Here is a 13,941-nt window from a genome sequence, read left to right as displayed (position 1 = left end):
GAATGAGAACACTGGGGAGATGGGCCGCTCTGGTGGCCCTGGTGGCGAGTGCGCTGCTCGCCGTGAGTCCGGCGCAGGCCGCGCCGCGGTTCGACCAGCAGGTGCTGTTCAAGGCGGCGCAGGACCCCGGGTACAGCTGCTTCCGGATCCCGGCGATCGTGAAGTCCACCCACGGAACGCTGCTCGCCTTCGCCGAAGGCCGCATCGACAACTGCGGCGACACCGGCGACATCGACCTCGTGCTCAAGCGCTCCACCGACGGCGGGAAGACGTGGTCGCCGCTGCAGGTGGTCAACCGCGGCGGGGGCGACACCCACGGCAACCCGGTGCCCATCGTGGACAGCCGCACCGGCCGGATCGTACTGGTCACGACGTACAACAAGGGCCGTGACGACGACAAGGCGTGCGACGTCCCGTGCCCGCGCACCCCGCACTCGCAGTACAGCGACGACGACGGCCTGACCTGGTCCACGCCGGTGGACATCAGCGCGCAGGCGAAGCTGCCGAACTGGGACTCCTGGTACGCGTCCGGTCCGGTGCACGGGATCCAGCTGACTCGCGGGCGGCACGCGGGGCGGCTGGTGTTCGGCGTCAACGCGGAGACCAGCGACGGCACGAACTCGATCGAGAACCACGCCGGGCTCGTCTACAGCGACGACGGTGGGCGCAACTGGCACGTCGGCGCGGTGAACTCCTACCCGCACCCGGTCGGCGGGACGTACCCGCAGAAGCCGTCCGAAGTCACCGTGGTCGAACTGGCCGACGGGTCGATCTACGCCGGCGGCCGTGAGCAGGGCGGCACCGACATCGGCAACCGCGACTACGCCATCAGCCGCGACGGCGGCGAGACGTTCTCCAGGTCCTTCACCACCATCCCCGACCTGGTGACGCCGATGGTGCAGGGGGCGGTGCTGCGCGTCGGCAACCGGCTCCTGTTCTCGTCGCCGTCCGACACCGACCGGCGCCGCTGGATGATGATCCGGTCGTCGTACGACAACGGCCGGACGTGGGAGAACGCTGAGCAGGGCACGCAGATCACCACGGACTGGTCGGGCTACTCGGACCTCGTGCAGATCGGCGGCTCGGAGATCGGGCTCATGTACGAAGGCGGCGCGGTCGACGCCCGTGACGAGATCCGTTTCGCACGCTTCGACGAGGATTACCTGGGCTGGAGGAACTCGGCCGGACCGTCCACACCGGACGTTTCGGGGCACGCGGACGCCCGGGTGCTCGGGGGTGCTTCCGTTGCTGCCGGCCGCTTCGGCGGTGGTCTCGTCTTGGACGGCACGGACGACTACGTCCGCGTGCCGTACGACCCGGCGCAGCCGCCGGGCGACGGTGACCTCACCTGGACGGGCTGGTTCCGTTATGGCGCCACGAAGGGCAACCAGGTGCTGTTCTGGCTGGGCGGGATGGGCACGACGGCCCCGCAGCTGTGGTTGCGTGGTGAGCCGGCGAACCACCGGCTGATCGCGACGATGACCACGGCGGCCGGGACGTCGTCGATCACGACGTCGCAGGCCTACGACGACCAGGCGTGGCACCACCTCGCGCTGGAGCGCACCGGCGGGAAGCTGCTGCTGTGGGTCGACGGCGTCCAGGTCGCGTCCGGTGCCGCGGTCGCGGGCTCCGTCAGCCAGACCGTGTCGTTCCAGCTGCAGCTGGGCCAGCGGCTCGACAACGCCTACCGCTGGAACGGCTCGTTCGATGAGGTCCGCTACTACCGCCGTGCGCTCACGGCGCCGGAGCTCGACGCGATCCGCCTGCGGAACGCGCCGGTTCCGGCGGGACAGGTGCTGCGGCTGCCGTTCGACCGGATCCACGGCTGAGGGAGAGGAGGACGACGCCGGCGATGCTGACTGCACCGCCGGCGACGTCCACCCACCCGGGCGTCTCGCCCAGCCAGACGAACGCGACCACGAGGGCGACGGCCGGCACGAGGTAGAGCGCCCCGGTCGCGACGGCGATCGAGTGCCTCGCGACGGCGTAGCCCCAGGCGACGAACCCGGCGGCCGAGGGGAGCACGCCGAGGAAAACGACGGACAGGGTCGCCGGCGGGGGCGCCGTCGCGAACCCGTGCACGGCCTGCGGGGCGAGGGGTGCGAGGAAGACCGTCCCAGCCCACATCGCGTAACAGGCGACTTCGAGGCCGGTGTAGCGCTTCAGCAACGGCTTGCTGCAGAAGTGGTAGACGGCCTGGACGGCCGCGGCGGCCAGCACGACCCAGGCCGCGCCCGAGTAGCCCAGGCCGCCGCCCACCGCGATGAGCGCGCTGCCGCCGAGCGCCACCGCGCTGCCCAGCACCTTCAGGACGGTCAGGCGCTCGCCCAGGAACGCCGCGGCCAGCAGGACGCTGAACACCGGCGCCACCGAGACGAGCAGGCTCGCGGTGCCCGCCGGGACGTGGACCTCACCCCAGTTGAGCAGGACCTGGTAGGCGCTCATCCCGGCCAGCCCGCACAGCGCGATCAGCGGCAGGTCGGCCGTGCGGGGCACGCGCACTTTCAGGAGGGGCGCGGCGAGCAGCAGGACGGCCGACGCGACCGCGAGGCGCGCGAAGGACAGGCCGGCGACGCCGTAGCCGTCGAGGCCGACCTTGATCGCGGGGAACGCCGAGGCCCACAGGACGACGGTGACGGCGAGTGCTCCGAGTTTCACGCCTCCATCGTGGGCTGTGCGATACTGAAGAACCAGTTACGGTTAGTTCGCCAATCAGGAAGTCAGACTTCATGATGGAGCTCCGCCGCCTGCGCATCCTGCACGGACTCGCCCAGCACCGGACCGTGGCTGCCACGGCGGCGGCCCTGCACCTGACCGGCCCGGCCGTCTCGCAGCACCTGGCGGCGCTCGAGCGCGAGGCGGGGACACCGCTGCTGGAGAAGCAGGGCCGCACGCTGACGTTCACCCCGGCCGGGCGGCTGCTGGTGTCCCACGCCGAGGTCATCCTCGACGACCTGGCGGCGGCGGAGTCGGCGCTGGCGGAGGTGGCCGAGAACGGCACCACGGGCACGGTCCGCCTGGCCGCGTTCGCCTCCGCGTCCCGGCAGTTGCTGCCGCGGATGTGGTCCTCGGTCTCGCTGCGCCTGGCCGTGCAGGAGCCGGAGACCGCGCTGGCTTCGCTGCGCAGGGAGGAGGCGGACATCGCGGTGGTGCACAGTTATTCACTGCTGCCGCGCGACCTCCCGCCCCGCTGCGAAGACCGCATGCTCCTTGCGGAACCGGTCCTCCTGGCGACGTCCGCTGCGTCGGCCCCCGGCACACCGATGCGTCTGGCGGACTTCGCCGACGAGCCGTGGCTCGTGCCGACGGCCGACCTCTCGTGCCACGAAATGATCCAACGCGCCTGCGGGGCGGCTGGATTCGTGCCGAAGGTGGCGGCGGAGTCCCCGGATTTCGCGGTGTTGATCGCTTTGGCGGCGGCTGGGGCGGGGGTGGCCTTGGTACCGGCCATGGCGTTGCCCGCGGGACCGCTGGGCGTCAGTCTTCATCGGCTCACGGAACCGTTGACGCGCAAGGTGTTCGCGGTGACCCGGTGGGGAATGGCGCGGCGGCCGGACATCCGGGCGGTGCTCGACGGGTTGGAACGGTCGGCAGCGGAGTGGACGGCGGAGTCGGAAGCCGGGTCCTGACCTACGACCGGCGTGCCGGCTCGCGCAACCGCCGGTCGGCGATGCTCAGAGCGTTCGGCAGGTGAGCTCCGGGCGCGCGGTTCCGTTGCCTTGACCCGTCAGCGCCGTCAGGCCGAACGACGTCGAGCCGTTCGCGTCGAGTTTCGCGTTCCAGTCCGCGTTGTCGACGGTGACCGTCGAGCCGTCGACCGTGAACGTGCCGTTCCAGAGGCCGGTGATGTGGTGGCCGGCCGGCAGGGTCCAGCGGACGCGCCAGCCGAGGAGGCCGGCTGTCCGGTCGTTGCGCACCGTCACCTCCACCTGGTAGCCGCCCGGCCACGAGTTCGTCACCCGGTAGCTGGCCGCGCAGCCCAGGTCGGCGAGGGCCGATGAACTGGTCGTCGGGGGCGTCGACGAAACCGGGGGAGTGGTGGACGGGGGCGCGGCGACGACCGGCGTGCTGCCGGGCACGAGCACCGTGCCGATCAGCACGCCCAGGGCCAGCAGCAACGCCCCGGCGGCGCAGGCCAGCACGAGCCGGCGGCGTGGCTTCCGGACGCGCAGCAGGCGCGTCCCCACCTGGGGGACGACGCGGGGTGGCGGCAGCGGACGGCCGCCGGTGACCGCTTCGAACAGCTCCTGGACCTCGGCCATCGCCGGCCGCTGCTGCGGGTCCCGCTGCAGGAGCCGTCCGAGGACCTCGGCCAGCGGGCCGGTGTGCTTCGGCGGGGTGACGTCGTCCCGGGCGATCCGCTTCAGCAGGACGATCGTGTTGTCGTCGGTGCCGAACGGCGGGGCGCCCTCCAGCGCGCGGTAGAGCGTCGCGCCGAGGGAGAAGACGTCCGCGGGGAACCCGGCTTCGGCGCCGCCGGCGACTTCGGGCGCCAGGTAGGCGGGCGTGCCGGCGATGAAGCCGCCGCCCGTCACGGTTCCTTCGCCGGTGGCGCGGGAGATACCGAAGTCGGCGATCTTCGCGACGCCGTCGGCCGTGGTGAGGACGTTGCCGGGCGTGACGTCCCGGTGGACGATGCCTTCGGCGTGCGCGGCGGCGAGCGCCGAAGCGACCTGTTCGCCGATGCGCGCGACCTGGTCGGCCGGCAGGCTTTCCCGCTCCAGCAGGACGTCGGCCAGGCTCCGCGACGGCAGGTACTCCATGATCAGGTACGGGTTGCCGTCGTGCTCGACGGCGTCGTGCACGGTGATGGCGTGCGGGTGCCGCAGCCGCGCCGTGAGCCGCGCCTCGCGGAGTGCCCGCTGTCCGCCCTGGCCGCCGCCGGAGGGGTCGTAGCCCAGCTGTTTCACCGCGACGACGCGGTCGAGCCGCTCGTCGCGGGCACGCCAGACGACGCCCATCGCGCCCTGGCCGATCCGGTCGACCAGCCGGTAGCGCCCGGCGATCAGCTCTCCTGCGTCGGTCACGACGACCTCCCGGCCTTCCCCGGAACACACGGATGCCGGGAACGATCGGTTCGAGCTTAACGACCCGCGGTCGGGGCCGCCGACGAGCGGGGCGATGCGGGGCGGCTGCCTCCGGCGCCGCGAATGACTCATTCGCGGCGCCGGAGGTCGCGAATGACTCATTCGCGACGCCTCACGCGGCGAGCGCGTGCAGCTGGTCCCACGTCGGGACGAACGGGGTGAACCGCAGCGTCATCCCCGCCTCGGCCGGCAGCTTGTCCGCCTTCCGCGCGTTGCAGCTGCGGGACGCGCCTCCGCAGGCGGCGACCGTGTTCAGCCACGACGTCCGCGCACCGCCGCGGCTGAGCGGCGTCACGTGGTCGATCGTCGTGGCGCGGCGGCCGCAGTACGCGCAGCGGTGGCCGTCGCGGGTCAGCACCCCGCGCCGGGACCAGCGGGGCGGCTGCGTATATCGCCACTTCATGACGACGTACCGCAGCAACCGCACGATCTTCGGGCGCGGGAACAGCCCGTAGGCGAGACCGTCTTCGGCCTCGTGGATCTCGGCGACGTGCCGGACCAGCATGCGGATCGCGTGCGGGACGGACACGGTCTGCAGCGGCTCGTAACCGGCGTTGAGCACCAGGACGCGCATGGTGAACCCCTTTCGATGACGCAAAAGCCGCCCGTCGGCTGGTCCGGCGGGCGGCTTTTGCCTGGTGCGCTTCATCGTCGCCGAGGGGCACGACGTGCGTCAATCGTGTTTCACCCCAGCGGATGCGCGCGGAAGAACCGCCAGATGACCGGCGTCGCGTCGATCACCGTCGGCGTGGCCGAGTCGTTGTTCGGCTTCGTGCTCGGCCAGACGTGCCCGGCGCCTTCGACGCGGTAGTGCGCCAAGTCGCTGCGCCGATCGCAGCCGAGCCACTTCTGCGCGACGACACCCTTGACCGGCTGCCACGAAACGGGCTTCGGGAAACAACCGTCCCTTGTGGACCATCCGGCCAGCCAGTCGGGGATCGACGGCAGGCCCTTGTCCGGGTTGCCGGTGTAGGGGATGGTCGTGTCGGCGGTGCCGTGGAAGTCGAGGATCGGCGCCGGCCGGCTCGGGTGGCAGGCGCCACCCTGCGGGTAGAACGCGCCCGACACCGGGGCGAACGCCGCGATCCGGCCGGGCAGCCGGCACGCCAGCAAGCCGACGAACCCGCCGCCGTTGGACTTCCCGGCCGCGAAGATCCGGTCGTTGTCGACGCACAGCTCGCGCTGCAGGGAGTTCAGCAGGTCGCTGGTGAACAGGACGTCGTCGGCGGCCGCCGAGTAGGGCGCGCCGGTCCACGCCGACTCGCCGTCGGTGCCGATCAGGCCCTGCGGGTAGACCGAGATCGCGTCGAGGGCCGAGAAGCCGGACAGCTCCTCCTGGTACTGCGACGTGCGCTTGTGCCCGTGGAACGACAGGACCAGCGGGTACGCCCGGCGCGGGTTGTAGTGCGCCGGCAGGTGCACGGTGTACTCGCGCTCGAGCCCGCCGGAGACGACGTGCCGGGTGGTCGTCACCCCGGACGGCACGGGCGCGGCGCGACCGCAGCCGGTGGTGCGCACGGGGTGGTCGACGACACCGCCCGAGGCGGCGGCGGGAGCGGCGAAGGCGGTGGTCAGGGCGCAGGCCGCGGCGAACGCGGCCGCCCACCGGGGCAGGGGTCCGGGCACTCGATCCTCCTTGATCGGCAGCGGGGCGTGGCCAGCATCACCCCGGGGGGCCGGGCCCGCCTACATTGCGTTCATAAAGTGCGCGACCGGGTGAGCACCGGGAATGTCGGACCGCCTCGGTAGGATCGGCCCGCTCGGCACCCCGCACCGGAAAGGACCGGAAGTGACCACCCCGATCGAGACGCTCGAGTTCCAGTCGGAAGCGCGTCAGCTGCTTCAGCTGATGATCCATTCGATCTATTCGAACAAGGACACGTTCCTGCGGGAGCTCGTGTCCAACGCCTCCGACGCCCTCGACAAGCTGCGGCTGGAGTCGTACCGCGACAAGGACCTGGGCGCGGACACCACCGATCTGCACATCGCGCTCGAAACGGACGCGGACGGGCGGACCCTGACGGTGCGGGACAACGGCATCGGCATGACGCGCGACGAGGTGGTCGCCCTCATCGGCACGATCGCCAAGTCCGGCACCGCCGACTTCCTGTCCAAGCTCAAGGAGGCCCAGGACGCCGCGGCGTCGCAGGACCTGATCGGCCAGTTCGGCGTCGGGTTCTACGCGAGCTTCATGGTCGCGGACAAGGTCACCTTGGTGACGCGCAAGGCCGGCACGTCCGAAGGCGTCCGCTGGGAGTCGAGCGGCGAAGGCACGTACACGATCGAGCCGGTCGAAGACGCGCCCCAGGGCACCGCGGTCACCCTGCACCTCAAGCCCGAGGACGCTGAGGACCACCTCTACGACTACACGTCCCCGGCGAAGATCCGGGAGATCGTGAAGAAGTACTCCGACTTCATCACCTGGCCGATCCGGATGGCCGGTGAGGCCGCCGAGGGCGAGGAGCCGAAGGCCGAGACCGTCAACTCGATGAAGGCGCTGTGGGCGCGCTCGTCGAGCGAGGTGACCGAAGCCGAGTACCACGAGTTCTACAAGCACGTCAGCCACGACTGGCAGGACCCCCTGGAGACGATCCGGCTGCAGGCCGAGGGGACGTTCGAGTACCAGGCGCTGCTGTTCCTGCCGTCGCAGGCGCCGATGGACCTGTTCCTGCGGGAGCGCAAGCGCGGCGTCCAGCTGTACGTGAAGCGCGTCTTCATCATGGAGGACTGCGAGTCGCTCGTTCCCGAGTACCTGCGGTTCGTCAAGGGCGTCGTCGACGCGCAGGACCTTTCGCTGAACGTCTCGCGGGAGATCCTCCAGCAGGACCGGCAGATCCAGCTGATCCGCCGCCGCCTGGTCAAGAAGGTCCTCTCGACGGTCAAGACGATGATGACGACCGACGCCGAGAAGTACGCGACGTTCTGGCGGGAGTTCGGCCGGGCGGTCAAGGAGGGCCTGCTCGACGACTTCGAGAACCGCGACGCCATCCTCGAGATCTCGTCGTTCCCTTCGACGAACGACGTGGAGAAGCCGACTTCGCTGCGCGAGTACGTCGAGCGGATGAAGGACGGTCAGGAACACATCTACTTCATGACCGGCGAGTCTCGGTCCGCGATCGAGAACTCGCCGCACATGGAGGCGTTCCGGGCCAAGGGCTACGAGGTGCTGGTGCTGACCGACCCGATCGACGAGATGTGGGTCGACGCGGTGCCGGGCTTCGACGGCAAGCAGTTCCAGTCGATCGCCAAGGGCCAGGTCGACCTGGAGTCGGACGAGGACAAGAAGGCCACCGAGGTCGCGCGCGAGCAGCAGAGCAAGGACTTCGAGGGCCTGTTGTCGTGGATGGGCACGGCGCTGGGTGAGGACGTCAAGGAGGTCCGGCTCTCGTCGCGGCTGACGACGTCGCCGGCGTGCGTCGTCGGCGACACGCACGACCTGTCGCCGACGCTGGAGAAGATGTACCGCGCGATGGGGCAGGAGCTGCCGCCCATCAAGCGGATCCTGGAGCTGAACCCGGAGCACGGCCTGGTGACCGGCCTCCGGGAGGCGCACACCGCCCGCCCGGAGGACTCCGGGCTGGCCGAGACGGCGGAGCTGCTCTACGGCATGGCGTTGCTGGCCGAGGGCGGCGAGCTGGGCGACCCGGCCCGGTTCATCAAGCTCCTGGCGAGCCGCCTGGAGAAGACGCTCTGACACGTAACCCGCGTGATTGAAGCCGTGACCCGCGTGATTGAAGCCGGAACTCGCGAGTTCCGGCCTCAATCACGCGAGATCCGGGCTCGATCACGTGAGTTCCGGCTCGGATCACGCGGTCAGGGGGCCGCGTTCATCAGGTCCAGCGCGGTCTGCTGGCGGGCCGCGTCGGCCTGGTCGAACGGGCCCGCCCACATCAGGCCGTACGCGTCCGCGCTGTTTCGGTCGTTCGCGTACGCCGAGTTCGCCTGGCGCTGCAGGTAACCCGTGTACGGGTGGTCCGGCAGCGCCGCGTTCAGCGCCGCCAGGTCCCGGGCGTACACGCCCTTGAACGTCGGCCCGTCCCCGCCGCCGCCCCCGGCCGTCTCGCCCGGGTCGCGGAGGATGCCGCCCGGGTTCAGCGAGCCGTTCGTCGTCGACGCGTTCGCCATCGCGCGGGCCTTCGTCAGCAGGCTCGCATCGCCCGTCGCGCGGTTCAGTTCGGCCAAGGCCGCCAGCGGCACGCCCTGGTTGTACGTCCAGACCGCCTGGCCGTTGTTCGCGCACGTCGACGTGGTCAGGCCGTCGTTGACCAGGTTCGACCCGTTGATCATTCCGGTGCCCGAGAACCACGTCCAGCCCGTGCGGGCGCGCGACAGGTACGTCGTGTCGCCCGCGATGCGGTTGTGCAGAGCCGCGTTCAGCTGGATGTACAACGAGTTCGGGATGGCGTTCTTGTAGGTGCGGCTCGTGCTCCACCAGACCCCGCCGCCGCAGACACCGTCCCAGTAGGCGAACATGTGGTCCGCGTCGGCTCGGGCGGTGTTCAGGTAGCGGCTGTCGCCGGTCAGGTCGTACGCGTCCACCCACGCCAGGCCCCACCACCCGGTGTCGTCGAGGTAGTCGTTGCGGAACTGGCCGCCCTGCGCGCCGAGGTTCTTCGTGTACGTCGTGTCGATCGCGTAGCGGTAGCTGCCCATGCCGCTGATCCGGGCGTTGTCGATGATCGCGGTCAATGCGTTGGCCGAGTTCCACCAGCCGGTCGTGTCGAAGAGGCCGGTGCCGAGGTTGTAGCGCTCCATCAGCGCCGTGGCGGCCGCGGTGCGCCGGTCCCAGGCGTTCCACGTCGGGCGGGCCCAGCCGGTGCAGGCGACGCTCCCCGAACCCGCGGGCTGGCCGCAGGCGCGCAGCAGGCCGACACCGCGGTTGTTCCAGTCGTCGGCGTTGTACATCAGGGTCCGCCAGCCGGTCGAACCCGACGGCGTCGCGGTGTCGCCCAGCTTGCTGCCGGACGCCCACGAGCGCCCGGCGTCGAAGGAGCGGTCCAGCCAGACGTGGTCGCCGGCCGCGCCGCCGGTGATCGCCGCCCAGCCCATGTCGTCGCCGTCGTCGAGGTGCAGGGAAAGGCGGCGGCCACTGATGGACGCCGAAACACCTTCGCGGTCACCGGGGGAGAGCGCGGGATCCCTGGCGTCGCAGTACTTGTCGCAGATCGCCGCGAGTGGAGCGGCGGGCGAGGGGGCCGGAGTGGGAGTGGCGGCCAGGACCACGGTCAGCAGGGGAATCAGGAAGCTCATGTCCACCTTCCACGCTGAAGGGCGATGCTTCCATTTTCGGGAGCTAATAATATTGGTCCAGTCCTCACCGAGACAGGTTTCGGACAGGAATTCACGCACGCCGCCGGTCCGGCCCGGGGTTTACCCTGGGGAGCGACGCGGAAGGAGCCGGCATGCGCGTCTTCGCCGATCGTGAGGACGGCGGCCGGCAGCTCGCGGAAGAGCTGAACCGCCGCGGCTGGACCGATCCGCTCGTGCTCGGCCTCGCCCGCGGCGGCGTGCCGGTGGCCGCCGTCGTCGCGCGGCGGCTCGGCGCCGAGCTGGACGTCGCGGTGGCGCGCAAGATCGGCGCGCCCGGCCGGCGCGAGTTCGGCGTCGGCGCGGTGACCCCCGACGGTCCCGCGATCTACGACGAGACGATCCTGCGTGGGCTGAAGCTCACCGCGGCCGGGATGGCGCGGGCGGAGCACCGCGAACGCGGGGAGGCGCGCCGCCGGCTCGAGCGCTACCGGGACGGCCGGCCTGCCATCGGCTTCGCCGGCCGCGACGTCATCCTCGTCGACGACGGGCTCGCGACCGGCGTCACGGCGACGGCGGCGCTGCGCGACGTGCGGTCCGGAAAGCCGCGGACCGTCGTGTTCGCGGCGCCGGTCGGTGCCCCCGATGCGGCGGCGGGGCTGCTGCGGGAGGCCGACGACGTCGTCTGCCTCACCGAGCCGCCGGACTTTCGCGCGGTCGGTCAGTGGTACGCGGATTTCCGCCAGACGAGTGACGAGGATGTCCTGGACACGCTGCTCCACCTGGGCGAACACCGGGGTTGACCGGCCGGGCGGCGGGGTACCACCGGGCGGGGGTTCCGACGGGATGGGCAGGCGTGATGATCGAACGGGACGGGCTCGGCGCGGCGGCGCGCGGGCTGAGGCAGTACCTCCTGGCCATCGCGGCCGAGCTGGACGCGCCCGCCTGGTTCTGCGAGGTCGACGTGCCCGCCACCGCGTACCTCGCGCTGGAGCAGCGCCTCGAGCGGTTCCCGGACCACGAAACGGCGCTGCTGTGGGACGAGCGGGACGGCTGGGCCGTGGCGGTGGAGTCGGCGACCGGCGACGACATGGTCGTGCTCGCGTACCTGGGCGAAGACGTGTTGCCGGTCCCGAAGGCGGTCGTGGCGTTCGTGCGCGGTCTCTACGGCGACAGCTACCCAGGGCAGCCGGAGCCCCCGGACTTCCGGAGACCCGGGGCCCCGGACGGCTTCGACGAACGTCTCGCCGCCTACGCGGTCGACACCGTCTGCCTGCCCGAGGGCCAAGCCTGAGTCACCGCGGCGGCAGCACGCAGGACTCCGCGCCCGCATCACCAGCCGTCACCCTCCGCTCGCTGGATCCGCGGAGCAGTCACATTCCCGTCACCACCCGGTTGATCGCCTCGGCGACCAGGTCCGGTTCGGCGACCGTGACCGTCAGGCCCGGGTGGCGGATCAGGCCCCACGGGTCGATGCCGGTGACCGGTTCGTGGAAGCGCAGGCACACGCCGCCGCCGGTCGTCGTCCCGAAGGTCAAGCCGCGGTCGGCGAGCGACAACCTCACGCCCAGCCCGCGAAGCGCGCTGTACGGGCCGCTGACCTCCGCGCCGGCGACGTTGCTCAGCGGTGTCGTGACGAGCCACGGCCCCAGCCGGACGCGCAGGCCGCCGGCGTCCAGGTCGAGCCCGCTGCCGGGCCCTAGCGCGCGGCGCAGCCAGGGGAACCGGACGGCGAAGTCCGCGTGCAGCCGGTGGTGCACGACACGTTCGCGGTCCATCGGAACCTCCTCGGGCACGGCGCAGCGGATGGGAAACAGGGGCGTGGAAGGGGCCGGACGGCGGAACTGGGAGGTCCGCCGTCCGGCCCGCGGCCGGGACCCGCGCCGGTCCCTGCAACCAGGACGCGGGCCCCTGGTCTCAGGGGGAACGCCAGTCGGGGCCGACGTCGATCATGTGCCGTGCCGCGCGCTGTGACAGGAGAAAGCCGCCGCCCGCAAGAACGATGGCCACCGCACGGCCGATCTCGGAGCCGGCGGCGCGCCGCGGCGATGCGGGCAATGGTGTCTGAAGGGACACGGGCCTCTCCTCTCGTTCCCGGTCGGCTACCACGTCCATCGAGGACTAAACCCGCGGCCGGGAGGCGATTCGCGCGCCGGAACGCCGGGTAACCGGGCGTGACGAAGACGGGGAGGACGATGGCGGACGACGAGCGACGCACCGGGGCCACGCGGGGGCGAGGATGACCGGGGGGCACAACGGAAAGCGCCGCGCGTTCCGGGTGAAGGTAGGGGACGACGTCAAGCGCGGCCTCGCCGCCGCATACGCGCCGGTGGACACCGAACAGCACAACCGGACTCCCGTCAGCTGGCTCGCCCGCGCACTGCGGGTGCCGGGTCGCGAACGCCGGGTTCTCGTCCAGACGGCCAAGGCCACGCTGGCGGCGACCGGGGCGTGGCTGCTGGCGACGCTGGTGCTGAAGCTGCCGCAACCGTTCCTCGCCCCGTACGCGGCCATCTTCCTGGTGGAAGCGACCGTGTACCGGTCGTTGCGCGGGTGGCTCCAGCAGGTCGGCTCGGTGGCCACCGGCGTGCTGCTCGCGGCCGTGGCCGGCCAGCTGATCCCGTCGCAGGCGGTCGCGCTGGCCGTCGTCGTCTTCGTGGGCCTGCTCGCGGGCAACTGGCGGCGCTTCGGGGACTCGGGGGTCTGGGTCGGCGTCACCGGCATGCTGCTGATCTCCTACGGCACGGCCCGCGACCCGGTGCTGATGGGCGACCGCCTCCTGGAGACCGCGCTGGGCGCGGCGATCGGCGTCGCGGTGAACACGCTGATCCTCCCGCCGCTCTACGGCGAACGCCTGGGCACGGCGACCGCCCGGCTCGCGACGGCGCTGGCGGACCTCCTGGAGTCGCTGTCGGATCTGGTCCGCCGCGACGAGCCGGGGGATCTCGGCGAGCTGCTGACGCAGGCCCAGGACACGCGCAGCCAGGTGCTGGCGGCCGAGGAAGCGGCCGGCCTGACGCGGGAAGGGCGGCTGCTGAACCTGCGCCGCGGCCGCCCGAAGGCCGGGACGCACCACGAGCGTCCACTGCGGACACTGATCGAGCTGTGGCCGTCGGTGGCCCAGCTGATCGCCGCGGTGCGCATGACCGCGGCCCGGCGGGAACAGCACCCGTTCGACTACCCCTGGCCGGACGCGCGGGACTCGCTGGCCGACCTGGTGCACCTGCTGGCCGGCGTCGTCCAGCAGGTGGCGGTGGCCGGGCAGCCGGTCGACCTGGACGAGTGCCGCGCGCTGCTGCGGAAGCTGGAGGAGCGGCTGGTGACGGCCGAAGGCGACGGGGTGCCGGCCCGGCTGGGCCTGGGCACGATGATCCTCCCGGCGCGGCTGCTGGTGGAGAAGCTGGAGAACCGCTGAGCGCTACGGCACCGCGACGGCTTCGGCCTCCGAACGGTGGCGGCGGCAGGCCGTGCACACCATCGTCTGACCCAGCATCGTGCCGTCGGCGGCGACCAGCCGGGCGACGTGCAGCGCGGGCAGCCCGCACTCCTCGCACGGGATGGGCTTGCTGTCGCGGCTGATCATGACTCGGTTCGGCATGGTGCCCCC

The 13,941-nt window shown here is 71.6% G+C and carries 14 protein-coding genes; 6 read left to right on the top strand and 8 right to left on the bottom strand.

Going from position 1 to position 13,941, the window contains the following annotated elements:
- The first annotated feature begins 2 nt into the window (after nt 1-2).
- Complete coding sequence (locus AB0C38_RS17710) at nt 3-1,829, top strand: sialidase family protein (RefSeq protein ID WP_360673856.1); 1,827 nt, start codon at nt 3-5, stop codon at nt 1,827-1,829.
- Here the strand turns inward: AB0C38_RS17710 and AB0C38_RS17705 are convergent.
- Nucleotides 1,735-2,658, bottom strand: coding sequence for a DMT family transporter (locus AB0C38_RS17705; protein WP_360673853.1), 924 nt, complete (start codon nt 2,656-2,658; stop codon nt 1,735-1,737). The genes AB0C38_RS17710 and AB0C38_RS17705 overlap by 95 nt on opposite strands.
- A gap of 71 nt (nt 2,659-2,729) precedes the next feature.
- Here AB0C38_RS17705 and AB0C38_RS17700 point away from each other — a divergent pair, with 71 nt between their 5' ends.
- A complete protein-coding gene (locus tag AB0C38_RS17700) occupies nt 2,730-3,629 on the top strand; it encodes a LysR family transcriptional regulator (RefSeq protein ID WP_360673850.1) in 900 nt (299 codons plus the stop codon).
- A gap of 45 nt (nt 3,630-3,674) precedes the next feature.
- Here the strand turns inward: AB0C38_RS17700 and AB0C38_RS17695 are convergent, their stop codons facing one another.
- The 3 genes from AB0C38_RS17695 to AB0C38_RS17685 all read right to left on the bottom strand — a co-directional run bounded on the left by AB0C38_RS17695 (nt 3,675) and on the right by AB0C38_RS17685 (nt 6,713).
- Entirely contained in the window at nt 3,675-5,027 is a 1,353-nt protein-coding gene (locus tag AB0C38_RS17695) for a protein kinase (RefSeq protein WP_360673847.1), read from the bottom strand.
- Nucleotides 5,028-5,199: 172 nt separating this feature from the next.
- On the bottom strand, nt 5,200-5,661 hold the full coding sequence (locus tag AB0C38_RS17690) for an HNH endonuclease (protein ID WP_360673844.1): 462 nt from the start codon (nt 5,659-5,661) through the stop codon (nt 5,200-5,202).
- Between the two features lie 110 nt (nt 5,662-5,771).
- Nucleotides 5,772-6,713 carry a ferulic acid esterase gene (locus AB0C38_RS17685; protein ID WP_360673841.1) on the bottom strand — a complete coding sequence of 314 codons (942 nt, stop codon included), beginning with the start codon at nt 6,711-6,713 and terminating at the stop codon, nt 5,772-5,774.
- A 163-nt stretch (nt 6,714-6,876) separates the two neighbouring features.
- Here AB0C38_RS17685 and htpG point away from each other — a divergent pair, with 163 nt between their 5' ends.
- On the top strand, nt 6,877-8,781 hold the full coding sequence (gene htpG, locus AB0C38_RS17680; RefSeq protein ID WP_360673838.1) for a molecular chaperone HtpG: 1,905 nt from the start codon (nt 6,877-6,879) through the stop codon (nt 8,779-8,781).
- 119 nt (nt 8,782-8,900) lie between these two features.
- On the opposite strand, the gene AB0C38_RS17675 is transcribed toward htpG, so the two are convergent.
- A complete protein-coding gene (locus tag AB0C38_RS17675) occupies nt 8,901-10,337 on the bottom strand; it encodes a glycoside hydrolase family 76 protein (RefSeq protein WP_360673835.1) in 1,437 nt (478 codons plus the stop codon).
- 152 nt (nt 10,338-10,489) lie between these two features.
- Here AB0C38_RS17675 and AB0C38_RS17670 point away from each other — a divergent pair, with 152 nt between their 5' ends.
- Together AB0C38_RS17670 and AB0C38_RS17665 are read left to right on the top strand one after the other, a co-directional pair.
- Complete coding sequence (locus tag AB0C38_RS17670) at nt 10,490-11,137, top strand: phosphoribosyltransferase family protein (protein WP_360673832.1); 648 nt, start codon at nt 10,490-10,492, stop codon at nt 11,135-11,137.
- Between the two features lie 56 nt (nt 11,138-11,193).
- A complete protein-coding gene (locus AB0C38_RS17665; protein WP_360673829.1) occupies nt 11,194-11,628 on the top strand; it encodes a DUF6292 family protein in 435 nt (144 codons plus the stop codon).
- A 79-nt stretch (nt 11,629-11,707) separates the two neighbouring features.
- Here the strand turns inward: AB0C38_RS17665 and AB0C38_RS17660 are convergent, their stop codons facing one another.
- Nucleotides 11,708-12,112 (bottom strand): hypothetical protein, encoded by a 405-nt coding sequence (locus AB0C38_RS17660; protein ID WP_360673826.1) that lies wholly within the window; start codon nt 12,110-12,112, stop codon nt 11,708-11,710.
- Between the two features lie 139 nt (nt 12,113-12,251).
- Complete coding sequence (locus AB0C38_RS17655; protein WP_360673823.1) at nt 12,252-12,410, bottom strand: hypothetical protein; 159 nt, start codon at nt 12,408-12,410, stop codon at nt 12,252-12,254.
- Between the two features lie 163 nt (nt 12,411-12,573).
- Between AB0C38_RS17655 and AB0C38_RS17650 the strand changes: the two genes are divergently transcribed.
- Nucleotides 12,574-13,749 carry an FUSC family protein gene (locus AB0C38_RS17650; protein ID WP_360673820.1) on the top strand — a complete coding sequence of 392 codons (1,176 nt, stop codon included), beginning with the start codon at nt 12,574-12,576 and terminating at the stop codon, nt 13,747-13,749.
- Nucleotides 13,750-13,752: 3 nt separating this feature from the next.
- Here the strand turns inward: AB0C38_RS17650 and AB0C38_RS17645 are convergent, their stop codons facing one another.
- Nucleotides 13,753-13,932 (bottom strand): hypothetical protein, encoded by a 180-nt coding sequence (locus AB0C38_RS17645; protein ID WP_360673817.1) that lies wholly within the window; start codon nt 13,930-13,932, stop codon nt 13,753-13,755.
- Between the last annotated feature and the right edge of the window lie 9 nt (nt 13,933-13,941).

It is taken from the genome of Amycolatopsis sp. NPDC048633, from assembly GCF_040650695.1.
Lineage (GTDB): Bacteria > Actinomycetota > Actinomycetes > Mycobacteriales > Pseudonocardiaceae > Amycolatopsis.
Note: the sequence above shows the minus strand (reverse complement) of the source record. Positions and strands in the feature narration are given on the sequence as shown.

Excerpts from the sequence above, each read along its gene's own strand:
- AB0C38_RS17710 (WP_360673856.1), top strand. The coding sequence starts at position 3 with ATGAGAACACTGGGGAGATGGGCCGCTCTGGTGGCCCTGGTGGCGAGT.
- AB0C38_RS17665 (WP_360673829.1), top strand. The coding sequence starts at position 11,194 with ATGATCGAACGGGACGGGCTCGGCGCGGCGGCGCGCGGGCTGAGGCAG.
- AB0C38_RS17675 (WP_360673835.1), bottom strand. The coding sequence starts at position 10,337 with ATGAGCTTCCTGATTCCCCTGCTGACCGTGGTCCTGGCCGCCACTCCC.
- AB0C38_RS17700 (WP_360673850.1), top strand. The coding sequence starts at position 2,730 with ATGATGGAGCTCCGCCGCCTGCGCATCCTGCACGGACTCGCCCAGCAC.
- AB0C38_RS17645 (WP_360673817.1), bottom strand. The coding sequence starts at position 13,932 with ATGCCGAACCGAGTCATGATCAGCCGCGACAGCAAGCCCATCCCGTGC.
- AB0C38_RS17670 (WP_360673832.1), top strand. The coding sequence starts at position 10,490 with ATGCGCGTCTTCGCCGATCGTGAGGACGGCGGCCGGCAGCTCGCGGAA.
- AB0C38_RS17660 (WP_360673826.1), bottom strand. The coding sequence starts at position 12,112 with ATGGACCGCGAACGTGTCGTGCACCACCGGCTGCACGCGGACTTCGCC.
- AB0C38_RS17690 (WP_360673844.1), bottom strand. The coding sequence starts at position 5,661 with ATGCGCGTCCTGGTGCTCAACGCCGGTTACGAGCCGCTGCAGACCGTG.
- AB0C38_RS17650 (WP_360673820.1), top strand. The coding sequence starts at position 12,574 with ATGACCGGGGGGCACAACGGAAAGCGCCGCGCGTTCCGGGTGAAGGTA.